This window comes from Eubacterium maltosivorans (assembly GCF_002441855.2).
In the GTDB taxonomy this organism is placed as follows: Bacteria; Bacillota; Clostridia; order Eubacteriales; family Eubacteriaceae; genus Eubacterium; species Eubacterium maltosivorans.
In genome coordinates this window covers 1,011,853-1,033,902 of record NZ_CP029487.1, presented here as the reverse complement: position 1 = coordinate 1,033,902, position 22,050 = coordinate 1,011,853, and the positions used below count along the sequence as shown (strand labels likewise).

The window sequence follows — 22,050 nt, the reverse complement described above, 5'->3', positions numbered from 1 at the left end:
AGGCTATACTGATGGTAGAAATATGGAAACAACAGGAGGGGACGCGATGGCGAGAATATTGGCAGTTGACGATGAAAAGGGTATTTTAAATCTGGTGAAACGTGTGCTGGAAAAGGATGGACATCAGGTCAGAACCCTATCAGACCCGGGAGAGCTTTCCATAAACGGACTTGAGGCCTTTGACCTCATCCTTCTGGATGTGATGATGCCTGGAACCGATGGCTTTACCCTCTGCCGGGAGCTTCGGGAAAATGTGGACTGTCCCATCCTTTTCCTGACCGCCAAAACCATGGAGAAGGATATTATGTACGGCCTGGGTATTGGCGGCGACGACTACATTACCAAGCCCTTTGGAAACGGTGAGCTGAGAGCCAGAGTGGCAGCGCATCTGCGGCGTGAAAAGCGTGAAAAGCGCAGCATGCTGAGTCTGGATGGCATAAGGTTTAACCTCGGCGCCCATGAGGTGATGGCAGGAGAGCATAAGGTACCTTTGACCAAAAGCGAGTATGCCATCTGTGAATTCCTGGCCAGAAACCACGGGCAGGTCTTTTCCAAGGAACAGATCTACGAGGCGGTGTACGGCTACGAGGGTGAGGGAGACAGCTCTGCCATTGCGGAGCATGTCAAAAATATCCGGGCAAAGCTGAGTGTTTACGGCTGCGCGCCTATTGAAACGGTCTGGGGGATTGGGTATAAATGGCAATGAGAGCGCATCCTAAAAAGATCAGCAGGCTTATCTTAATCTATGCCTGTCTGCTCGTTTTGTCCTTTGTGGTGGTGCTGGTCATGGCTGCCGGCGCCCTGACTGAGATTATCACATCGGACCAGTTCGTCCCGGCCAACAGTGTGGAGAACGCGATCCAGGACCAGAAGGAGGCCATCCAGGCCGCAGAGCCCTTTGATGCGTCACTTGTCCCGGAGGGGAGCCGCTACGCGCTAATTGACCACGATGGTCAGGTGCTTGATACCGATATGGATCCAAAAATGCTGGCAGAGGCCCGGGAGTATGCCCAGAGAGGGCAGAACCTCTTTGGCGATCGGTTTTATTATCAGATTCCCCGGGCCGATGGGGTTTGTGTCCTTCAATACTATATCAAGGCGTCCTATAAGGACGAGGCACTAAACCAGAAGCTTCCCTCTCCGGAGTGGCTGATGAATGCGGTGATCATCACAGCGGCAGCGCTCTATATTCTGGTGATCTTTTTAGGCACCAGAGCATTCAGCAAACGCTTGAAAAATGAGCTGGCCCCGCTCATGGAGGCTACAAATGCCATCCGGAATCAGGATCTGGAATACAGGGCCAGCCCATCTGGTATATGGGAGTTTAACCAGGTGCTTAGCTCCATGGATGATATGCGCCTCGCCTTGAAAGAATCTCTGGAGCAGCAGTGGCGTGAGAAGCAGGAAAAGCAGGAGCAGATCAGCGCGCTGGCCCACGATATCAAGACACCGCTGACCATTATAAAAGGGAACAGCGAGCTGCTCGCCGAGGATGACCTGAGGGGGGACCAGGCCGAATGTGTCCGCTATATCCACGATAACGCCGAGGTCATTGAGGAGTACACGCGCCTCTTGATGGAGGTGTCCCAGGACAGAGCGGCCTGGAATCTGAGTGCAGAGGCCATCCCGGCCGCGGCCTTTATGGAGCAGATAAAAAAGCAGGCCGAGGGCTATGCTGCCGGGAAGCAGATACAGCTGCGCTTTGACACTGAGCACCTGCCGGAGGCCTTTGCCGGCGACCGTGGGCTGCTGACCCGGGCGGTCATGAATATCATTGCCAACGGCGCCGACTATACGCCAGAGGGCGGCAGCCTCAGCCTTAAGGCAGAGGGAGACGGCAGTGTGATCTCCATAACCGTCACAGACGGCGGGCCAGGGTTCAGCGCAGACGCGCTCAAAAACGCGGCCCGTAAATTTTACATGGGCGACAAAAGCAGGAGCGCCCAAAAACACTATGGTATGGGGCTCTACATTACAGACAGTATTATCAGGCAGCACGGCGGCAGCCTGTGTTTGGAGAATGATCCTCAGACTGGCCATGGCAGAGTGGTGATAAAATTGAAAGGTACAGGCAATTTTGGGATGTAGATAAATGTTATCATAAAAAGAAAAAGCGTTAAAAAGAAGCTTGACCAGTTGAAAGTTGAAGGTGGAAAGTGGAAAGTTCAGGTGCAAATCTGCCGCTGGGGCAAATTTGATTGGATGCGGCCTGCGGCCGCTAATGGACTCCTGGACTGTAATCTGTAGGGAACCACGCCCCCGTGGTTCCGCGGCATTTGATCTGCCCTGGCGGCACGATACCTGCTTCAGTTTGTCCGTAAGGCGGCAAGCTATGGGGCAGACCTCGAAGGCGTCGTCTCCTGCTTAATCGCTTTGGCGTCAGCCAAAGGGTTCGTTAACCTTCCACCTTCCACCTGGATTGCTTCTTGCTTTAATTTTGCATATGCATTTCAAATTTGACAACCCTTTAACTTTCGTCATCCTTTTGTCATACTTCTGAGGTATAATAGGCGTAAGGAAATTTATGCGAGGTAAAGAATATGGAAAAAATGCTGATTGCGGATGATAACAGGCAGATAACAGCAGTGCTCACAGCCTACGCGCGTAAGGAGGGCTTTGAGCCTGTTGTCGCCTATGACGGTGAGGAGGCCCTCGCCGCCTACAGGCGGGAAGCCCCGGCAGTTATTCTGCTGGATGTAATGATGCCAAAGCTTGACGGCTTTGAGGTCTGCAGGCGAATACGGGAGGAATCGGCCGTTCCGATTATTATGATAACAGCCCGGGGCGAAGACTTTGAGAAGATCATGGGGCTGGACATTGGCGCCGATGATTATATTGTCAAGCCCTTTTCCGGCGGAGAGGTTATGGCGCGGGTGCGGGCTATTCTGCGGCGGCTGTCCCGGGATGGCGGAGCCAGACATCAGTTTTTCAGCTATAAGGGCTTGACCATCGATCTGGACACCTATACCACAACGGTGGACGGCGAGGCAGTACCGCTCACTAAAAAAGAGACAGAGCTGCTCTGGACCCTTGCCACGAACCGGCAAAAGGTCTTTTCAAGGGACAACCTGCTGGACGCTGTGTGGGGCTATGACTATTACGGCGATAACCGTACGGTCGATTCCCATATCCGGCGCCTGAGGGCCAAGCTGGGAAAAAGAGAGCATCCCGGGTGGAGCGTCGCGACCATCTGGGGGGTTGGGTATCGCTTTGAGGTGAATGATGAGGAAGCGTAGCATTGCCTTTAAACTGGGTCTATATTTCTCTCTGGCCCTTCTGGTCTTTGCGCTGGTGGCCGGTTCGGTGTTTTTTCTGCTGTTTAAAAAGCAGAATGTCGCGCTGACCCAGAAGCAGCTGGAGGACCGGGCAGGCGCCATAGCGGATACCTTTGGCACCTTTATATCCGCCGAAGGCAGCAGAGACGGAAAGCATGGCGAGGGAAGCCGCGGGGCAGGGAACGGCAATGGCATGGGCTACGCGGCCTATATCCGTTTTTTGGACGATATCGCCATGGCGGATGTGTGGGTCGTGGATGCCGACCACAACCTGGTAACGCCATCCACCCACGAAGGCCACCAGACCCCGGCGTCTACCTATAACTACGCCGATCTGCCGGCCGATGCCGAAACGGTGGTAGACCAGGCTTTTGGGGGGCAGGTCACTGCGAGCGAGGGCTTCTCGGGCCTGCTAAACGCCCCGACGCTGACGGTTGGGGCTCCGGTCCGGGACAGTTCGGGCAATATACAGGCCGTGGTGCTGCTTCACTCGCCGGTGGAGGGGATTGAGAGCGCAGCCAATGAGGGCTTTAGAACCCTGGCCATCAGCCTGTGCGTGGCGCTGGTGATCGGGATTGGTTTTGCGGTGCTGCTGGCCCGCAGCTTCACAAAGCCCATGAAAGAAATGCAGGTAATGGCCGGGCGGCTGGCCGGGGGTGATTATACAGCCGCGAGCCACATCAAGCGGCAGGATGAGATCGGGCAGCTGGCCGGTTCGCTGGATACCTTAAGCCACCAGCTTAAGCTTTCCAGTGAGGAGCACGAGCGGTTCCAGAAAATGCAGCAGGCCTTTTTCTCAAATATCTCCCATGAGCTTAAAACCCCGGTGACAGTGCTCTGCGGCTCTTTAGAAGCTCTGGCCGGCGGCGTGGTGACGGATCCGGCTCAGGTGGCTGCCTATCATCAGGAAATGTACGCGGAAAGCCTGGCTCTTAAACGGCTGGTCAATGACCTGCTGGACCTGTCCAGACTCCAGAATGCCGAGTTCAGCCTTAACCTGGAGCAGGTGAATCTCTGTGATATCATCAGCGAGGTGCGGCGCAGTGCCCAGAATATGGCAAAGGAAAAGGAACTGACTGTCACCACTGAGGTGGACACGGGCGTTTACTTTATGCAGGGTGACTACCTGCGCCTGCGGCAGCTGCTCATGATTGCCATGAGCAACGCCATAAAATTTTCACCAGGGGGCGGACAGATTGAAATGTGCCTGTCTGAGCATACGCTTACCATTACCGATCATGGCTGCGGCATCAGCGCGGAGGATCAGAAGCATATTTTTGAACGCTTTTATAAAACCCTGTCCGAGGAAAATGCCGAGGGAACCGGTCTGGGACTTCCCATCGCCAAGGAGATCGCAGAGCGGCACAAAATTGGCCTGACGGTCACAAGCGAAGAAGGTCAGGGCACAACTGTGACGCTGGAGCTGCCCGGCAAAGAGAACACGACCGTATGAAACGGACGGTCGCAACAGAGTGTAGCCAAAATCCGCCGAAGGATATTCAGGTATGTGGCACAATCAGGGTACTCTTACCTCACAGCTTCGGCGGTCTGCGAAAAATGTGCAACCTTCTTTCTCAATGAGACCGCAGGCTCAGTTCGGTAAAGTACCCTGCTCGCGCCACACGGGGAGAATATCCTTCGGCTCCTCTACAAATGGTGGTTTTGCGGTGCAGCGCCTAAGAGTGAGAGGGCAGTATAAATCTTATCAAGTTTCACAGAGCTGTATACCAGTTTGTCAATTTTCTGAGGAAGCAATGGATTTTCTATCTGTCCCGCCGCAGAGCGCGGCACTTTACCGAACTGAGCCTATGGTCTCATGACCAGACAAATTTGTACAGAGTTGCGCAGACCATCGAAGCTGTGAGGTAAGAGTGCCGCGATTTGCGGCATCCTAAAGAAAATCCATTGCTGGTTCCTCGCTGCACTGCAACCACCGTCTCTACCACGACCGTCCGTTTCATACGTTCGTGAATGAAATACAGGTCGGGAGGAGTAGAAAGGATTAGCCTGTCAGGATAAATTTCTTTAGAGAATAAGAGAAATGACTAAGGTGCGGCCTGAATGGCAAAAGGCGTGAGGGATGAAGTGAAAATTCTTAAGAAAAGCTTTGGTGTTTTGTAAAAAAAGTGCTGGCTGGAGGCTTCCAACCGGCACTTTTTATTTTTATTATTAGGCGGAAGCGAGTAAATGGTGTGGAGCAGTTTTGGATACCAAGAGAGAAGTGCTTCCGCCTGATTTCACTGTGGGCAGAGAAAGGAACTGCCTCATAGATAGTGAACTTTATTATTTATTGATTGACATTAACTATTTTTCTTCATAATACCTTTAATGATGATACTAATAATAACACTCATCGGGTAAAAAGTCAACTCAGGGTATATTAGTTTATTATTAGAATACAAGCAAATGGTATTGTTATTAAAAACGCGATGGAGAAAAGCAAATGGTATATTTTGGATCAAAGCTCAGACAACTCAGACAGGAAAAAGGATATACACAGCAGCAGCTGGCAGATAAGCTGGGGATCACCAAGGGGAGTGTTTCGGCCTATGAGACCTCTGCAAAGTATCCATCGGTCGATGTACTGCGAAAAATAGCGGTAACTTTAAATACGTCGACCGATTTTCTCCTGGGCCTGTCCGATGAGCGCGTTTTTAATCTTGACTTTTTAACAGACGATCAGATTCATATCATTAACAGCCTGATCGCAGAATTCAATCATTTAAACAATAAAAACAATTAGGGGTAAAGCGATGGCTTTGCCTCTTTTAGATTGGAAAGGGCTTTACGGGCAATAGTAATTTGAGCTAAAAGAGGGTATAATGTTAAAAAGGAGGCGCATTATGTTTCAGATTACCGATTCACGTTTAAAGGATGCTCTGGACTTTGCTTCAGATAAACACGCGGGCCAGCTGCGCTGGGGTGGTATCCCCTTTATTACCCACCCTGTGGCGGTGGCGGCTTATCTACAGGAGCGGGGCTATAATGATAATACCTTACTCACGGCTCTTTTTCATGACCTGCTGGAGGATACGGACACCACCCAGGAAGAGATTTTAAAGCGCAGTGACAGGGAGGTGCTGGACGCTGTGATCCTGCTGACCAAGCCCAAACCCTACGACATGGCCGACTACCTGGGCGGGATTGACCGAAACGCTATGGCAAAGGATGTAAAGTGCGCGGACAGGATTCATAACCTGAGGACAACCGCGGATTCGAGCCGGGCCTTCCGGCAGAAGTACTACGACGAGAGCGTGCGCTGGTATGTTCCTTTTTTTAAAAATACCCGCTTTGAGGCTGACTTTCTGGAAGCGCTGGGACAGCTGGAAAGAATGCTTAAATAGCGTCAATTTTTTTTAAAGTAAAAATCTAAAAATCCATTGACAACGACCGTCAAATATGAGAAAATATTCACAAGTTAATACCTGTATATACAAAGTCATGAAGGCTTATTTTGCGGTTTGCAGACCGCTTTGGTTCTTCGTGGCTTTATTTTTTGTAATGAACAAGTAGCGTGATAATAATCAAAAGGGGACGTTAAAAATGGAGAATATTTTAGAGAGAGTCGAAAATTATTGGGAAGGCCGGGCAGACGGCTATTCTGAAGTAAACGAGGCTGAGCTGAACAGCTATAAAATGGATGTGTGGAAAGACCTGATCAACAGCTATAAGCCGGATGTGATCGGCCGAAAGCTGAAGGTGCTGGACATCGGCACAGGCCCGGGATTTTTTGCGATCACCATGGCCTCCTGCGGCTATGATGTTACCGCTGTGGATTACACCGACGCCATGCTGTATAAGGCTAAAAAGAACGCCGGCATTTATAAAAGCGCCATTGATTTCAGACGCATGGACGCCCACTCGCTGGATTTTGAGGATAACACCTTTGATCTGATCGTAACCCGAAACCTGACCTGGAACCTGGAAAGACCAGATGAAGCCTATGAGGAGTGGCACCGCGTGCTGGCGCCGGGCGGCAGAATGCTAAACTTTGATGCAAACTGGTACCTGCATCTTTACGATGAGGACAAGCGCCGGGAATACTTTGAGGACCGCAATAACTCTCAGGCCCAGGGTTACAACGACCACTACGTGTGCACAGACACCACAGCCATGGAAGAGATTGCCAGAAATTTACCGCTGAGCCGTACCATGCGCCCACAGTGGGACGCCGCGGTTCTGCTGAACATCGGCTTTAAAAAAGTGATGATCGAACAGGATATGGGAGACCGCGTCTGGGACGACGAGGAACAGGTGAACTACGCCTCAACCCCCATGTTCATGATCGCAGCGACCAAATAAGGCCGCGCATCATATCAAACGTTATGGATACGCCTTTACCATTTTACAGCGTCTGTGAAGTGGCAGAGGCGTGTTTGTTTAAAACACTAAAACCCATAAGGAGAAGAAAATGAAGCTTAAAAAAATTGCAGCGCTGTTCGTGACAGCGGTCATGTGCACCAGCCTTTTGGCAGGCTGTGGCAGCACAGGCGGCACAGATGTGTCCGGGAAGGATGAGATCAACTACGCCTGCACCAAGGATATAAGGGACATCAACCCACACCTGTACTCAGGAGAAATGTCTGCCCAGAACATGGTGTTTGAAGGGCTGACAAAGAATGAAGATGGTGAGGTAAAGCCTGCCCTGGCAGAAAGCTGGGATATCTCGGATGACGGGCTTACGTATACCTTTCATTTAAGAAAAGGCGTGACCTTTACGGACGGCGAGCCCTTTAACGCCCAGGCGGTCAAACAGAATTTTGACGCCATTATCAGCAACAAGGAGCGCCATGCCTGGCTGGATATGGTCAACGAAATCGCAGATACCGTGGTCGTGGATGACAACACCTTCAAGCTGGTGCTGGCCCATCCCTATTACCCGACACTGGTCGAGCTGGGCCTGACACGGCCCTTCCGTTTCATCTCCCCCAAATGCTTTGTGGATGGGAATACCAAGGACGGCGTCAGCGGCTACGCAGGAACAGGCCCCTGGGTGTTGTCGGAGCATGAAGACAACCAGTACGCCACCTTTACCCGCAACGATCACTACTGGGGTGACAAGGCCAGGGTTTCCAAGATTAACTGGAAGGTGATGCCCGATCCTCAGACCATTCTGCTGGCCCTGCAAAACGGCGAGGTCGATCTGCTTTTCGGCGCTGACGGCGACCAGATTGATCTGGATTCCTTTAAAAAGCTGGAATCAGAGGGCGCCTATGTGACCTACCTCAGTGAACCGGTAGCCTCGAGAGCGATTCTGCTGAACAGCAAAGCGCCGGTCACCAGTGATCTGAAGGTGCGTGAGGCTTTCGAGATGGCCATTAACAAGCAGAACATCATCGAGGGCATTTTAAATGGCTCCGAGGACCAGGCCGATACACTGATGGCGAAAACCGTACCCTACTGTGATATTGACTTAAAAACTTATTCCTATGACCCGGATAAAGCCGGAAAGCTTCTGGACGAGGCGGGCTGGGCCATGGGCTCAGACGGTGTGCGTGAGAAGGACGGCAAAAAATGCGAAGTGACCTTTTCCTACAACTCTCAGAACGCCCAGGAGGGAACCATCGCAGAATCCATCCAGGCCGATCTGGCCGCCGTTGGGATTAAGATGAATATTTTAGCCGAAGAAAAGCAGGCATTCCTGGACCGCCAGAAGTCCGGTGATTTTGATCTCCAGTACTCCCTGTCCTGGGGAACACCATACGATCCCCAGTCCTATGTCTCCTCATGGAGAATCCCGGCACACGGCGATTACCAGGCGCAGACTGGCCTTGAAAGGAAGCAGTGGCTTGACGATACCATCACTAAGATTATGATCGAGGCAGATGACAACGCCCGGGCGGGTATGTACAAAGAAATCCTGACCTACATCAACGACCAGTGCGTCTACGTGCCCATCTCCTACTCCAAGACCAAGGCAGTTGGGATTAAAGGCCTGCAGGGGGTAACGTTCAACGATTCTCAGTACGAGATTCCCTTTGAGAAGATGTACTGGAATTAATGCAGAATGTAGAATTGAGAATGGAGAATTAAAAGAACAAACCGGCTTTGCTGGTTTGTTCAGAAATTCTCCATTTTGCATTCTCAATTCTCCATTCAAAAAATCTTTCCTGATAGATTAAGATTATAACCTTTAAGAGAGACCTCAATGAAAAACTATATTATAAAGCGACTGCTCTGGATGATCCCGATTCTTATCGGGATCTCCTTCTTTGCTTTTATCCTCATTAATTTAAGCCCAAGCGATCCTGCCGAGGTGGCGCTGCGGGTCAACGAGGTGGTGCCGACGGAACAGAATATTGCGGATATGCGGGAAAAACTTGGCCTGGACGAGCCTTTTTTGACCCGCTATTTCCATTGGGTGGGGGATGCCCTTCGGGGTGATTTTGGCAACAGCTACGCGAACAACAAGCCTGTTGGCGCTGAGATCGCAAAGGCACTGCCGCCGACACTGTACCTGGCCTTCGTCTCCCTGGTCATCATACTGGTGGTCTCGGTAGGGGCCGGGGTGCTGTGCGCGCTTTACAGAGACAGCATCGGTGACCGGATTATCCGGGGAGTTATCTTTATCGGCACAGCTATGCCGGCCTTTTGGGCGGGTATTCTGCTCATGTGGCTCTTTGCTGTCAAGCTGAGACTGCTGCCCACCAGCGGTATGACCGTGCCGGGCTCAGTGATCCTGCCGGCGGTGACATTGTCGCTGGGGTATATCGCCACCTACGCCAGGCTGCTGCGCAATAACATGATTAAAAACCAGGGAGAGAACTATGTGCTCTATCTGCGGGCCCGGGGCCTCAGCCAGCGCACCGTCACCCGTCATGTGCTGGGGAACTCCCTGCACACCGCGCTCAACGCCCTGGGCATGTCCATTCCCAAGCTGATCGCGGGCACAGTAGTCATTGAGAATATCTTTGCCTGGCCGGGCATGGGCAGGCTCTGCGTGACCGCCATTTTTAACCGGGACTTCCCGGTGATCCAGGCCTATGTGCTCATCATGGCAGTGCTTTTTGTTGTCTGTAATTTTGCTGTGGATATCATCACCACGCTCATGGACCCGCGGATGCGGCAGGAGGTGTAACATGACCGGATTTTTCAAACGCTTTAAGGCTGACCGGCTGGCTGTGGCCAGCGCGGTATTTTTGCTGCTGGTCATTCTGGCCGCGGTCCTGGCGCCAGTCATTGCGCCCTATGATCCGACCGCTCAGAATATCGTCATGAAATTCCAGGGGCCGTCTCTGGCACACTGGTTTGGAACCGACCAGCTGGGAAGGGATACCCTTTCGCGTATTCTGTACGGCGGCCGGATTACCGTGCTCTTATCCATTGTCACCATGCTCTGCACCATTGGTATCGGGGTGGCGCTGGGTGTGATTGCAGGCTATTTCAGAGGCGTGGTGGACGAGGTGATCATGCGCGTGTGCGACATGATGCTGTCCTTCCCCAGCGAGGTCATGATTTTAGCCATTGTGGGGATGCTGGGTACAGGCATCTTTAACATTGTCATCGCCACCATCATCGCCAAGTGGGCCTGGTATGTGCGCATGGTCCGGGGCATTGTGATCCGTTTTATGGATAAAAATGACATCCGGTTTGCCCGTGTAGCGGGGTGCAGCACCGGCTATATTATCAGAAAGCATCTGATTAAGGGCGCTTTTGGTGAGATCGCTGTACTGGCAACGCTGGATACCGGGGCCATTATCTTAAACATATCCGCCCTGTCCTTTCTGGGCCTTGGGGTCCAGCCGCCCACCGCGGAATGGGGCATGATGCTGAACGAGGCCAAGAACGTCATGACCACCAACCCCGGCCAGATGCTGGCGCCGGGGATCGCTATTTTTCTGGTGGTGGCGGCCTTTAACTTTTTAGGCGACGGTATTGAGGAGGCCATGAATCCAAAGCTGGACAAAGGCTTTAAGCGCAGGCGCAGATCCATCTTCGCGCGCAAAAAGGCGGTGGTGTCATGAGCGGTCTGCTGCGTGTAAAGGACCTGAGTGTCACCGATGTGCGCGGTGGCGAGGTCATTGTGAACAAGCTGAGCTTTGAGCTGAGGGCGAACAGCTGCCTGGGCATTGTGGGCGAGAGCGGCAGCGGCAAATCCATGACGGCGAGGGCAGTGCTCGGTTTGTTAAATCCCTGGCTTAAGACCACTGGCTCTGCGCTGTTTACACAAAAGGACTGTGAGACAGAGCTGATCGGACTGGAGGAGAGCCGGCTGAGACATATCCGGGGACGGGAAATCTGTATGATCCTCCAGGACGCCATGACAGCTTTTGATCCCCTGGCACGTGTGGGCACCCAGATGGCCGAGACCTTTGCGCAGAATCTGAAAATGGACAAAAAGGACGCGAAAGCCCTGGCGCCTGAGGTGCTGGCAGCCCTGAATATACGGGACCCGGAGCAGGTAGTCAGGAAGTACCCGCACCAATTATCCGGCGGCATGCTTCAGCGCTGCATGATCGCCATCGCCCTGGCCATGAAGCCGGCTGTCATCATTGCGGATGAGCCAACCACAGCTCTGGACGCCGTAAACCAGCAGCAGGTGGTGGAGGCCTTTGAACTGCTGCGGCAGGAGACAGGTACGGCGCTCATCTTTATCTCCCACGATTTAGGCGTGGTCAAGCGCCTGTGTGACGATCTGTTTGTCATGGAAAAGGGCTGCGGTGTGGAGGCTGGAAGGGCAGAGGAAGTGTTTAGAAACCCTCAGAACGACTATACCCGGTATCTGATCGATACCCGGCTCATGATCACCGATTCCTTTAAAAAAGCCATGAAAAAGGAGGCGCGCCATGAAGAACCTGGTAGAAATTAAGGATGTGCACAAGAGCTACCTGAAGGTGGGCGAGGGCTTTAGCGGGGGCCGACTCAAGGTGCTGGAGGGCGTGAGCTTTAACATCGAGGAGGGCCTGTGCGTGGGCCTGATCGGGGAGAGCGGCAGCGGCAAGAGCACCCTCTCCCGCCTGATCCTTGGCCTTGAAAAAGCCGATAAGGGCAGCGGCGGTATTTTTATCGAGGGTAAGCCCGTTAAGACATGGCTCGCCCAGAACCGGGGCAAAATGAGCGTTGTCTTCCAGGACTATACCTCCTCGGTCAATGGGCAGTTCACTGTGAGGGAGGCCATTGCGGAGCCGCTGCTGGCCCTTGGAAAAAGGCCGGAGGACCAGCAGATCGACACGCTGCTCGAAAAGGTCGGCCTGCCCGAGGCCTTTAAGGAACGCTATCCCCACGAGCTGTCCGGCGGTCAGCTTCAGCGGGTGTGCATCGCCCGGGCCATTGCCACGAGCCCCCGGTTCATCGTTCTGGACGAGGCCATCAGCTCACTGGACGTGTCGGTTCAGGCCCAGATCATGACCCTGCTGCACACGCTGCGGGTCGAGATGAACATGACTTATCTGTTTGTGGCCCACGACCTGCAGGCCGTCGCCCACCTCTGTAATAAAATAGTCTTCCTATATAAAGGGCGCATTGTGGAGGAACGCATGAGCGGTGAGCTGGCTCAGGTACAGAACCCCTATGCCAAAAAACTGCTGGACTCGGTAATTCCCTTTGAAGTATAGGGAAATAGAAGGGGATTTTAGCTGGCCAGCCATTGACGTTTTCATGCAAAAGCGGTACAATATTAATCACATATTTAATTGATAGAACAAGTATGAAATCAGGAAATCAGGAAAGCAGGAAGAACCAGTGAGCAGAGAATTTAATCAATGTATTACGCCGCTGACCCAGGAAATGGTGGAGAGCTATCATGAGGATGACGCCTACACCACTTATACCTCCACAGCGCTGCCAAACAGAAACGAAATCATTGGCATTTTGTGTGATATAAGAGAGCTGTTTTACCCAAGGCATTACGGCAGCCGGGAGCTCTTTAACTGTACCATCCAATACTATATCGGGGATATTTTAATGCGGATTGAGGAAAGGCTGCACAAGCAGATCCGCCTCTGCCTCATGCGCAAGTATGAAAATTCCGAAAAATACCAGGTGCAGGCCGTGGCCGACGAGGCCGCGCAGATCAGCTGCGCCTTTATGAAGACCCTGCCAAAGATCAGAACCCACATGGCCCAGGACGTACAGGCAGCCTATGACGGCGACCCCGCCGCGGCGGATAAGGATCAGATCATCTTCTCCTATCCCGGCGTGTTTGCCATGATGGTCTACCGTGTCGCCCATGAGCTCTATCAGCTGGGCGTGCCGATCATACCGAGAATGATGACCGAATACGCCCACAGCCGCACCGGCATCGACATCAACCCAGGCGCCACCATTGGAAAATACTTTTTTATGGACCACGGCACCGGCATTGTCATCGGTGAGACCACCATTATCGGCGACTATGTCAAGCTGTATCAGGGCGTTACCCTGGGGGCCCTCTCTACCCGAGGCGGCCAGAACCTGCGCGGGCATAAGCGCCACCCCACCATTGAGGACAATGTGACTATTTACTCCAACGTGTCTATTCTGGGCGGCGAGACCGTTATCGGGCATGATTCCATCATCGGCGGGAACTGCTTTATCACCCAGTCTGTCCCGGCAGGCTCAAAGGTCAGCGTGAAAAACCCAGAGCTCCAGGTGGAGGGCGGTGAGCCCCAGGAGGTCGAGGAAAATTTTGACTGGGCAAATTAAGAGAAATTCAATGGAAAATTATGGTGTAAATCAGCCTTTGGCAGATTTGATGGGATAGAGCTTTCGCCATTATTTTGTAGGGAACCACGCCTCGTGGTTCCGCGCTATTTGATCTGCTCTGGCGGTCGTCCCCTGCAATCAATAATTGACTATACCCAAAACGGTGGATCGTTGATCCATCGTTTTTTTGTGGTGGAAGAACAAAGGATAAAAGGGTATAATGAACCTATAGGATCAACCATGAGAAAAGAGGCGCAACCATGAGCGATATTAAAGTAAAAAATTTTGATTTTCAGAGAGAACTGGAAAAGGTAGCGGCCGGAATCCGAAAGCCTAATATCCTGATCTGCGGGGCCACCGGAGCAGGCAAAAGCACCGTGGTCAACTGGATTTTTGGCAAAAATGTGGCCGCCACCGGCACAGGAAGGCCGTTGACCAGAGGCATTACCGAGTACAGCAGTGAGGAAACCAGCGTCAATCTTTTCGACACCGAAGGTTATGAGATCGGCGAGGAAAAAATCTCCGCCTATCGGGACAATGTGGAAAAATGGATTGAGGAACGCCGGGAGGGAGGGCTGGCCGGTCAGATCCACGAGGCCTGGTACTGTATCTCCGCTGCCAACAAGCGGGTGACCGATATGGATATCTCTGTGGTGCAGACCCTTTTAGAAAAAAATATTCCAACTGTTGTGGTACTGACCCAGCTGGACTGCGTGGACTATGAGGAATACCGTGAGATGTTCAGAGCCGTCACAGAAAACTGTAATGTCCATTGCTTTGCCACCAGCGCCCATGAGGATCAATATATCCAGGAGGTAATGGAGCCTTATATTGAGTGGGAGGCCCTGATCGACTGGGCTATCCGCGAGCTGGACGACTCTTTAAAGGAAGGCTTTATCGGATCGCTGGCAGGCCATGTTCAGAAAAAGCAGGAACTGGTCACAAAAAAGATCATCCCTATTTATACCACCGCGGCGGCAGGTGTGGCCGCGACGCCCATTCCGTTTTCAGACGCGGTGCTTTTGGAACCCATACAGGTCTCCATGGCCATGCATATTTTAAGAACCTATGGGCTGGATAAAGTCTCCGAGGAGCTCATCTCCTTTGTGGGCAGCCTGGTGGTGACCCAGGCAGGGCGCATGCTGGCCCAGAGTCTGACCGCCGGAGTGCTCAAGATGATTCCCGGCGTGGGCACCGCGGCCGGCATTGCCGTGAACACCGTTGTGGCCTCCACCTTTACCGCCGCCATCGGCGCGGCCCTGTCCCAGAGCTGTGCCAACTACTCAAAAGCCGTGTTTGAGGGCAGCAAGCCCCAGTCCTATCCGGAATTCTTTGACAGTGCCATCCTTTCCGGCTTTGTGGAAAGCTGGCTGAAGGAGCATAAAAATGGAAAAGACACTTGACGCCAATGTGCTTATCCTGGGCAAAACCGGGTCCGGGAAGACCGCCCTCTTCAATTATATCTTTGGCAGAAACGTCTACGCTACCGGGGCAGGGCGGCCTGTTACCGGCATGGGCATTTACGAGGAGGCAGTGACCCTGTCCCCGGATTTTACCCTGCACCTGTACGATTCCTGGGGCCTGGAGGCCGATAAGGCCAGAGACTGGAAGCAGCTCATAGACGATACCCTTAAAGCCCATGACGTGCCCGAGATCACCGAGTGGTTTCATACCATCATTTACTGTATTTCGGCCAAAGCCGCCCGGGTAGAGGACTTCGACCTTGAGATCATCGAGAGCCTCCGCCAGGGGGGCAACCAGGTGATCGTGGCTCTGACCCACGCCGATGTGGCAGGAGGGCAGGATAACCTCATGACCATGCTCCAGACCATTGCCCAGAGCGGCCATGTGCCCGAGGAGGATATCCTCCCGGTCAACAGCCAGTCCAAAACCCTGCTCACCGGGAAAAAGACCCAGGCCTATGGCCGGGAAGCCATTATCAGCCGGATTAAGGCCGGCCTGCTGAGCGCCATCAGCCAGAAGATCCCCCATATTTTTGAGGAGGAGGGCAGAGAGATCATCGAGACCTGGTATACCCGCTGCTGCTACCGCATCGACGCCGACCTCAGAAAGCCCGGCGGTATCAGCTCCCACAAAGAGAAGGAACGAAACCGCCTCTTTACCGCCTACGCGGAGGAAGCGCAGAGCGATATCGAGCAGTCCTACGATACCCTTATCTCCGAAGCCTACCGCTATTACTGGAAGTTCTGCGACCACCTCGAGCAAAACCCCGTCGGGTTTGCCAAAAAGCCCAGAAAACCTCTGGAAGCCCTGAGAATGAAGCTCCACCTTACCGATGCCCTCCAGGCCGCAGGCGACAATATCGGCCAGTTTTTTCAAGGCCTCTTTAAAAAGGAAAAGAGAACCGCAAAACACGACGCCTTTGCCCAGTTCTACAGAAAGGGCCTGGCCAAATACAGGGAACAGCTGTACCAGATGCTAAAGGAATATACCCGTAAAATGAAAGCAGAGCTGTGCGCGTATTATAAAATTGTGCAGAGCCCCGAATAAAGAATTGAAAAGACGACCGTCCGTTTCGTACGGTCGTCAAAGGCAGACACTATACCCAAATTATTAGAAAACAACCATTATAAATCGAATTTAAATAAATTTTTTTAATTATTTCAAAATTTTACGTGCAATTCTTAGGAGCAAATGTTATAATAGGTTTCGATATTGAAAAAGTCGATGTTTTGTAAGAAAAAGAAGAGCGTGAGGGCTCTGATTTTTTTAGATGTTAAATTTAGATGAGTTTTAATATAAAATATAAAAGGAAAAAAAATGGGAGATAGAAAAGAAGTTTTTATTCCAGAAGAAGAAGATACTGATAATAAGGAAGAAGAACCAGAATACAGCTTTGAAATAGGAGTGTAAGATGATCTATCAAAAATATATCAAGCGCATACTGGATTTTTCACTGTCAACAGTCGGACTGGTCATTCTTTCACCCGTTTACGGCATCCTTGTCATTGCCATTAAAGCCGATTCCAAAGGCCCCATTCTTTTCAAACAAAAACGCGTGGGAATCCATAAACAGCTATTTAATATTTATAAATTCCGGACCATGTCCATCGACACCCCAAAGGATACGCCCACCCATATGCTCAAGAACCCCGATCAGTACATTACAAAGGTCGGCAGGTTTTTAAGAAAGACCAGCCTGGACGAGCTGCCACAGATTTTCAACATCATCAAAGGCGAAATGAGCCTCATCGGCCCACGCCCGGCACTTTGGAATCAGGAAGACCTGATTGCAGAACGTGATAAGTATAAGGCCAACGATATACGGCCAGGACTCACCGGTCTGGCACAGATCAGTGGCCGGGACGAACTGGAAATACCAGTCAAAGCCAAGTTAGATGGACAGTATGTAAAAAACATCAGCTTTCCCTTTGACTGCAAAATGTTCTTTAAAACCATCACCTCCGTCTTAAAAAACGAAGGCGTACAGGAAGGCGGTACCGGGGCCATGGGCATAGAGGAGGACTTGAAATGAAACACATTCTGATCACCGGCAAAGACAGCTACATTGGCACCTCCTTTGAAAGATGGATGAGCCAATGGCAGAACGACTATCAAATCGATACCCTTGATACCAAAGGCGATTGGCAGACCCATGATTTCAGTCCCTACGATGTGGTCTTTCACGTCGCCGGCATCGCCCATGTGGACGCCAAAGCAGACATGGAAACCTTGTATTATCAAGTGAACCGCGACCTGACCATTGAAGCCGCTAAAAAAGCCAAGGCCGAAGGTGTCAAGCAGTTCATCTTCATGAGTAGCATCATTGTCTATGGCGACAGCAGCAAGCTTGGAGAAAAGCGCGTGATCACAAAAGACACCATCCCAACACCGACCAACTTCTACGGCAACAGCAAGCTGCAGGCCGAACAGGGCATACTGTCCCTGCAGGATGAACATTTTAACGTGGTCATCCTCAGACCACCCATGATCTACGGCAAAGGCTCCAAAGGGAATTACCCAAAACTTGCCCGATTGGCGCAGAAAACCCCAATCTTCCCAGACATCGAGAATGAGAGGAGCATGCTCTATATTGAGAATCTCTGCGCCTTTATCCGTCTGATGATCGACAATGAAACGAGAGGCATTTTCTTTCCACAAAATAAGGAATACGTCAAAACCACCGAACTGGTCAAAACCATCGCCGAAGTTTATGGAAAGAAAATGCGTTTAACCAAAGCATTCAATCCCTTGATCCGCTGGGGCTCTAAAAAAGTGCTCGTGATCAATAAAGTTTTTGGAAGTCTGGTGTATGAAAAAGAGATATCAGAATTAAATTATGATTATCAGATTATAAATTTTAAGTTATCTGTCAAAAAAACGGAAGGAATTTAAAAAAGAATGAGGGCTGTTCTTATTAGTTGTTTTGATTATTATGAAAATAGAATAAAATTTATTGAAAATTACTTACTTGAAAAAGGTTTTGAAATAACGATCATTTGTAGTGATTTTGATCATATAGAAAAGAGTAAAAAAATATATCGGCAAGCAAATTACACTATGGTAGACACGATACCTTATTATAAGAATTTATCATTCAAAAGAATATATTCTCATTATAATTTTACTAAAAAGGTCTTAGAAAAAGTTGAGCAACTGAAACCAGATTTGCTATGGGTAATGATACCACCTAACTATTTGACAAAAAAATTAGGGAACTACAGAAAAAAAGCAAAGTTTCTCTTGATTTATGACCTTATTGATATGTGGCCAGAAACAATTCCTATAAAAGAATCAACTTTATACAAAATACCATTTGAGTTCTGGAAAAATTTAAGGAATAATTTTTTAAATAAAGCAGATTTAGTAATTACGGAATGTTCACTTTATCAAGAACAGCTTAAATATATTGTATCAAAAGAAAAAATGAAAACATTATATTTAGCTAAAGAAATGAATGAAAATGTAATAAGAAAAAAAACACTTAAATCGAAAATTTGTATGTGTTATTTAGGATCAATAAACAATATTATCGATATTGAATTGATCATAAAATTACTTCAAGAGATAAAAAAATATAAAAGTGTGGTATTACATATTATTGGTGATGGAGAAAATAAACAAGCTTTATTAGAAGCGCTATTGGAAGCGGATATTGAAGTAGAAGATCATGGAAAAATTTTCAATGAAATAGAAAAAATAAAAGTATTTGATCAGTGCCATTTTGGATTAAATATTATGAAAAGAGATGTTTATGTTGGCCTTACAATGAAGTCAATTGACTATTTTTGTGCAGGGTTACCGATTATCAGTAATATACCGGCTGATACGGAAAGTTTAGTAGATAAATATAGCGCGGGGTTTAATGTAACTAAAAATTCTTTAAAAAAGGTATCAAAAGAAATAGTTAAATTGAATGAGGATAATTATTTGAAAATGACAAAACAGACACAAAAAATGTATAATGAAAATTTTTCTGCAGAAGCATTTAATAAAAAATTCAAAACTATTTTAAAGGACTTATACATTGAGGACTAAATGGAGAATAAAAAGGAAGCATCACTTTTTAGCGCTAACAAATTATTTATCAAGCTTTTTTATTTCATTGATTACAATTGTAAGAACAATTTTTGTCGTACAACCCTGTTGATATATCCGCTTTTATATGTTTTTCAGTATTATAGTTTTATGGAGAATATCAATATACATCATATATTTACCGGAAAGCAAATCTGAAAAACATATAAAATATAGATTCTATATGAAACTTTTGTCCTTACATAATGCGGTATTTCCAATTTTAATCTTTTATAGATATATGTTATTCCGAATTTTTAAAATAGAGGTTAATAATGTGAAAAAATTTTTATATACCAGTTTTTTAAATGAAGATATCCGTCCTGGATACAAAAATAAAATACATAGTCAAGCTAAAAGTTTCGTTGATTTGGGTTTTGACAGTAAGTTATTTATAGTAAAAAATGATTGTTTATGCCTCTATAGTTTTGATAAAAATAAGAAAGAGATAATAGAGAGAGAATATCAATTTTGGAAAAAACGATCAAAGAAAGAAAGAAATATACAGGATGAATTTATATTATTTAAACAATACATCGAGATTATATATGAAATTATTAATGAATATTCTATTAAAATCATATATATTAGAAGGATAGTTCCAATAACATTAAAATTATTAAAATTATTAAATTATTTAAAAAAGAAAGGAATTTATATTATATACGAGTACCCAACATTTCCATGGAAATCGGAAATGAAAATAATAAAATATAAAAATTTAAAAAATTTTGTATTCTATTTAATTGATTCGCTCTTATATAAATTTCTAATAAATAAGGTGGATTTGATAACATATATTGGGACTTGTGAAAATAGCTGTAAAAAGTTTGTAAAAATTGTAAATGCTGTGGATGTAGAAAATTATCCAATACAAAAAAAGCCATTTAGAGGATTAAAAGAAATAAATTTAATTGGTGTTGCCTATGTATCATTTGTACATGGATACGATAAGATTATATATGGTTTGAAAACTTATTATGAAAGTAGCCCAACAGTTAATGTTTTTTTTCATATTGTTGGTAATATCAATGAAAACCTTAGACTAAAAGAATTAGTAGAAAATTTGGGTCTTGAAAAGTATGTTTTATTCTATGGACATCTAGAAGGAAAGGATTTAGATGAGATTTATGTAAAGGCTGATATTGCCGTTAATGGATTAAGAATTAAAGAATTGAACAACAAACTGAAGGGATGTATTACTCTAAAAACAGGTGAGTATTTGGCTAGAGGGCTTCCACAAATTAGTGATTTGCCATATGAGTTACCAGATGGAAAAATAGATAAACCAGAGTTTTTATATCTTATAGAGGAAGAAAAAGAATATGTGGACATAGAAAAGGTGGTAAAGTTCTATGATTCACTTACAAGTACAGCTGAAAATATAAGGAACTATACACGTTTAAAACTATCTTGGAAAGAAACTTTTAAACCCGTTATAGAGAGATATCAAATAACCGTAGGAAATGAATAAAAACTATAAAACTAATTTTTATTTATCATTTTAAACAAGATATAAATGAAGGGATAATCAAAATGGTAATAAAGAAAGAAAACATAAGACTTTCTTTTTATATTTTAATTGTAATATTTATATGGATGATTTTTGCATTTAGTACTGATAATGCAGATTATATTATTTATAAAAATTGGTATGATATTACTGCTGTTTCAGGTTTGACAAATAGGTTTGAGATTGGATATTCATTATTAATGGTTTTGGGAACAAAATTAGGACTTTCTTATCAGGAATTCTTAATGTTTTTTTCAGCTATTGGTTTATTCTTAATAGCGTATTCAATATATGATTATTGTGATAGTCCTTGTTTCGCAATCATATTATATTTTATTTACCCATTCTTTTTTGATGTAGTGCAAATTAGAAATTTTATGGCAGAGGCGATAATATTTTTTTCAATACGATTTTTGAAAAATTATAGTATAAAAAATATATTAGCATATATTAGCTTATGTTTGTTATCAATGTCTTTCCATACCGCGTCGATATTTTATTTTTTATTTATATTGGTTTATTTAAAGGATTATCAAAAGGTAGTTAAAATAGTGATTCTGTTCATTATAGGTTGGATGATTTGCTATGCATTATTACCAAATCAAATAATAAATTGGATAATTAAATTTGTTTCTGAAGATTATATTGAGATGGGATCTACATTAAGTAAAGTTATAGGTTACGGTTTTTTTGCGATTGTTTCAGTTGCTTTGAGTTATTATTCAGATGTAAGCTGTAAGAATAAACTATATAAAGATAATGAAGATGGATATTTAAATAAATTAATACCAATAATACTTATAACATGTATTTTTATTTCGATATCATCACAAGGTTATAGATATTTCAGGAATATGTCATTGATTGTATATGTTGTGTTTTTAAATAATGGTCTTATTTTTAAAGGGGCAAAAATTCAAGGCACAAAAATACGATTCTTAAACACAGTTTTTGCAGTATCTTATGCAATTTTCTTTTTTATGAGACAACTTTCTTGGAATGCAGCTTTGTATGAAACTGTTACTAAAAAAATTATAGAAAGTAATTTTTTATTTCATTGAAGATAAGTAGCCATGGCTCCATTAGAAAGGCAACAAATAG

Annotated in this window: 20 protein-coding genes; all 20 read left to right on the top strand. The window is 47.1% G+C overall.

Annotated elements, in window-relative coordinates:
* Positions 1–46 precede the first annotated feature (46 nt).
* Positions 47–706, top strand: coding sequence for a response regulator transcription factor (locus CPZ25_RS05155; RefSeq protein ID WP_096919634.1), 660 nt, complete (start codon positions 47–49; stop codon positions 704–706).
* Positions 697–2,088 (top strand): sensor histidine kinase, encoded by a 1,392-nt coding sequence (locus CPZ25_RS05150; RefSeq protein WP_096919635.1) that lies wholly within the window; start codon positions 697–699, stop codon positions 2,086–2,088. The genes CPZ25_RS05155 and CPZ25_RS05150 overlap by 10 nt, the downstream gene beginning before the upstream one ends.
* A gap of 452 nt (positions 2,089–2,540) precedes the next feature.
* Complete coding sequence (locus tag CPZ25_RS05145; RefSeq protein WP_096919636.1) at positions 2,541–3,236, top strand: response regulator transcription factor; 696 nt, start codon at positions 2,541–2,543, stop codon at positions 3,234–3,236.
* Positions 3,220–4,728 carry a sensor histidine kinase gene (locus tag CPZ25_RS05140; protein ID WP_243129345.1) on the top strand — a complete coding sequence of 503 codons (1,509 nt, stop codon included), beginning with the start codon at positions 3,220–3,222 and terminating at the stop codon, positions 4,726–4,728. The genes CPZ25_RS05145 and CPZ25_RS05140 overlap by 17 nt, the downstream gene beginning before the upstream one ends.
* A 990-nt stretch (positions 4,729–5,718) precedes the next feature.
* Entirely contained in the window at positions 5,719–6,018 is a 300-nt protein-coding gene (locus CPZ25_RS05135) for a helix-turn-helix domain-containing protein (protein ID WP_013380888.1), read from the top strand.
* 100 nt (positions 6,019–6,118) lie between these two features.
* Positions 6,119–6,619, top strand: coding sequence for an HD domain-containing protein (locus CPZ25_RS05130; protein WP_167495169.1), 501 nt, complete (start codon positions 6,119–6,121; stop codon positions 6,617–6,619).
* A 199-nt stretch (positions 6,620–6,818) separates the two neighbouring features.
* Positions 6,819–7,577, top strand: a complete 759-nt coding sequence (locus CPZ25_RS05125; RefSeq protein WP_058694194.1) for a class I SAM-dependent methyltransferase — start codon at positions 6,819–6,821, stop codon at positions 7,575–7,577.
* 109 nt (positions 7,578–7,686) lie between these two features.
* Positions 7,687–9,276 (top strand): nickel ABC transporter substrate-binding protein, encoded by a 1,590-nt coding sequence (gene nikA / locus CPZ25_RS05120; protein ID WP_096919639.1) that lies wholly within the window; start codon positions 7,687–7,689, stop codon positions 9,274–9,276.
* A gap of 147 nt (positions 9,277–9,423) precedes the next feature.
* On the top strand, positions 9,424–10,353 hold the full coding sequence (gene opp1B / locus CPZ25_RS05115) for a nickel/cobalt ABC transporter permease (RefSeq protein ID WP_096919640.1): 930 nt from the start codon (positions 9,424–9,426) through the stop codon (positions 10,351–10,353).
* Position 10,354: 1 nt separating this feature from the next.
* A complete protein-coding gene (opp1C, locus tag CPZ25_RS05110; RefSeq protein ID WP_096919641.1) occupies positions 10,355–11,239 on the top strand; it encodes a nickel/cobalt ABC transporter permease in 885 nt (294 codons plus the stop codon).
* Positions 11,236–12,084 (top strand): ABC transporter ATP-binding protein, encoded by an 849-nt coding sequence (locus tag CPZ25_RS05105; protein ID WP_074616981.1) that lies wholly within the window; start codon positions 11,236–11,238, stop codon positions 12,082–12,084. The genes opp1C and CPZ25_RS05105 overlap by 4 nt, the downstream gene beginning before the upstream one ends.
* On the top strand, positions 12,062–12,829 hold the full coding sequence (locus CPZ25_RS05100) for an ABC transporter ATP-binding protein (protein WP_096919642.1): 768 nt from the start codon (positions 12,062–12,064) through the stop codon (positions 12,827–12,829). Before CPZ25_RS05105 ends, CPZ25_RS05100 begins: the two co-directional genes overlap by 23 nt.
* Positions 12,830–12,956: 127 nt before the next feature.
* Positions 12,957–13,898: a serine O-acetyltransferase gene (locus CPZ25_RS05095; RefSeq protein WP_096919643.1), complete on the top strand. Its 942-nt coding sequence runs from the start codon at positions 12,957–12,959 to the stop codon at positions 13,896–13,898.
* Between the two features lie 260 nt (positions 13,899–14,158).
* On the top strand, positions 14,159–15,301 hold the full coding sequence (locus CPZ25_RS05090; RefSeq protein ID WP_096919644.1) for a YcjF family protein: 1,143 nt from the start codon (positions 14,159–14,161) through the stop codon (positions 15,299–15,301).
* Positions 15,285–16,409 (top strand): GTPase family protein, encoded by a 1,125-nt coding sequence (locus CPZ25_RS05085; RefSeq protein WP_096919645.1) that lies wholly within the window; start codon positions 15,285–15,287, stop codon positions 16,407–16,409. Before CPZ25_RS05090 ends, CPZ25_RS05085 begins: the two co-directional genes overlap by 17 nt.
* A 364-nt stretch (positions 16,410–16,773) precedes the next feature.
* The gene (locus CPZ25_RS05080; protein ID WP_083337118.1) at positions 16,774–17,394 is read left to right on the top strand and encodes a sugar transferase; all 621 of its coding nucleotides are present in this window, start codon (positions 16,774–16,776) and stop codon (positions 17,392–17,394) included.
* Positions 17,391–18,254: an NAD-dependent epimerase/dehydratase family protein gene (locus CPZ25_RS05075; RefSeq protein ID WP_096919646.1), complete on the top strand. Its 864-nt coding sequence runs from the start codon at positions 17,391–17,393 to the stop codon at positions 18,252–18,254. The genes CPZ25_RS05080 and CPZ25_RS05075 overlap by 4 nt, the downstream gene beginning before the upstream one ends.
* 6 nt (positions 18,255–18,260) lie before the next feature.
* Positions 18,261–19,397 carry a glycosyltransferase gene (locus CPZ25_RS05070; protein ID WP_096919647.1) on the top strand — a complete coding sequence of 379 codons (1,137 nt, stop codon included), beginning with the start codon at positions 18,261–18,263 and terminating at the stop codon, positions 19,395–19,397.
* A 316-nt stretch (positions 19,398–19,713) separates the two neighbouring features.
* Complete coding sequence (locus CPZ25_RS05065) at positions 19,714–20,910, top strand: glycosyltransferase (RefSeq protein WP_167495168.1); 1,197 nt, start codon at positions 19,714–19,716, stop codon at positions 20,908–20,910.
* A 62-nt stretch (positions 20,911–20,972) separates the two neighbouring features.
* A complete protein-coding gene (locus CPZ25_RS05060; RefSeq protein ID WP_096919649.1) occupies positions 20,973–22,010 on the top strand; it encodes an EpsG family protein in 1,038 nt (345 codons plus the stop codon).
* Positions 22,011–22,050 lie beyond the last annotated feature (40 nt).

What these genes read in the sequence shown, in the direction of transcription:
- CPZ25_RS05155 (WP_096919634.1), top strand. Translation starts at nt 47, where the DNA reads ATGGCGAGAATATTGGCAGTTGACGATGAAAAGGGTATTTTAAATCTG.
- CPZ25_RS05150 (WP_096919635.1), top strand. Translation starts at nt 697, where the DNA reads ATGGCAATGAGAGCGCATCCTAAAAAGATCAGCAGGCTTATCTTAATC.
- CPZ25_RS05145 (WP_096919636.1), top strand. Translation starts at nt 2,541, where the DNA reads ATGGAAAAAATGCTGATTGCGGATGATAACAGGCAGATAACAGCAGTG.
- CPZ25_RS05140 (WP_243129345.1), top strand. Translation starts at nt 3,220, where the DNA reads ATGATGAGGAAGCGTAGCATTGCCTTTAAACTGGGTCTATATTTCTCT.
- CPZ25_RS05135 (WP_013380888.1), top strand. Translation starts at nt 5,719, where the DNA reads ATGGTATATTTTGGATCAAAGCTCAGACAACTCAGACAGGAAAAAGGA.
- CPZ25_RS05130 (WP_167495169.1), top strand. Translation starts at nt 6,119, where the DNA reads ATGTTTCAGATTACCGATTCACGTTTAAAGGATGCTCTGGACTTTGCT.
- CPZ25_RS05125 (WP_058694194.1), top strand. Translation starts at nt 6,819, where the DNA reads ATGGAGAATATTTTAGAGAGAGTCGAAAATTATTGGGAAGGCCGGGCA.
- nikA (WP_096919639.1), top strand. Translation starts at nt 7,687, where the DNA reads ATGAAGCTTAAAAAAATTGCAGCGCTGTTCGTGACAGCGGTCATGTGC.
- opp1B (WP_096919640.1), top strand. Translation starts at nt 9,424, where the DNA reads ATGAAAAACTATATTATAAAGCGACTGCTCTGGATGATCCCGATTCTT.
- opp1C (WP_096919641.1), top strand. Translation starts at nt 10,355, where the DNA reads ATGACCGGATTTTTCAAACGCTTTAAGGCTGACCGGCTGGCTGTGGCC.
- CPZ25_RS05105 (WP_074616981.1), top strand. Translation starts at nt 11,236, where the DNA reads ATGAGCGGTCTGCTGCGTGTAAAGGACCTGAGTGTCACCGATGTGCGC.
- CPZ25_RS05100 (WP_096919642.1), top strand. Translation starts at nt 12,062, where the DNA reads ATGAAGAACCTGGTAGAAATTAAGGATGTGCACAAGAGCTACCTGAAG.
- CPZ25_RS05090 (WP_096919644.1), top strand. Translation starts at nt 14,159, where the DNA reads ATGAGCGATATTAAAGTAAAAAATTTTGATTTTCAGAGAGAACTGGAA.
- CPZ25_RS05085 (WP_096919645.1), top strand. Translation starts at nt 15,285, where the DNA reads ATGGAAAAGACACTTGACGCCAATGTGCTTATCCTGGGCAAAACCGGG.
- CPZ25_RS05080 (WP_083337118.1), top strand. Translation starts at nt 16,774, where the DNA reads ATGATCTATCAAAAATATATCAAGCGCATACTGGATTTTTCACTGTCA.
- CPZ25_RS05075 (WP_096919646.1), top strand. Translation starts at nt 17,391, where the DNA reads ATGAAACACATTCTGATCACCGGCAAAGACAGCTACATTGGCACCTCC.
- CPZ25_RS05070 (WP_096919647.1), top strand. Translation starts at nt 18,261, where the DNA reads ATGAGGGCTGTTCTTATTAGTTGTTTTGATTATTATGAAAATAGAATA.
- CPZ25_RS05060 (WP_096919649.1), top strand. Translation starts at nt 20,973, where the DNA reads ATGGTAATAAAGAAAGAAAACATAAGACTTTCTTTTTATATTTTAATT.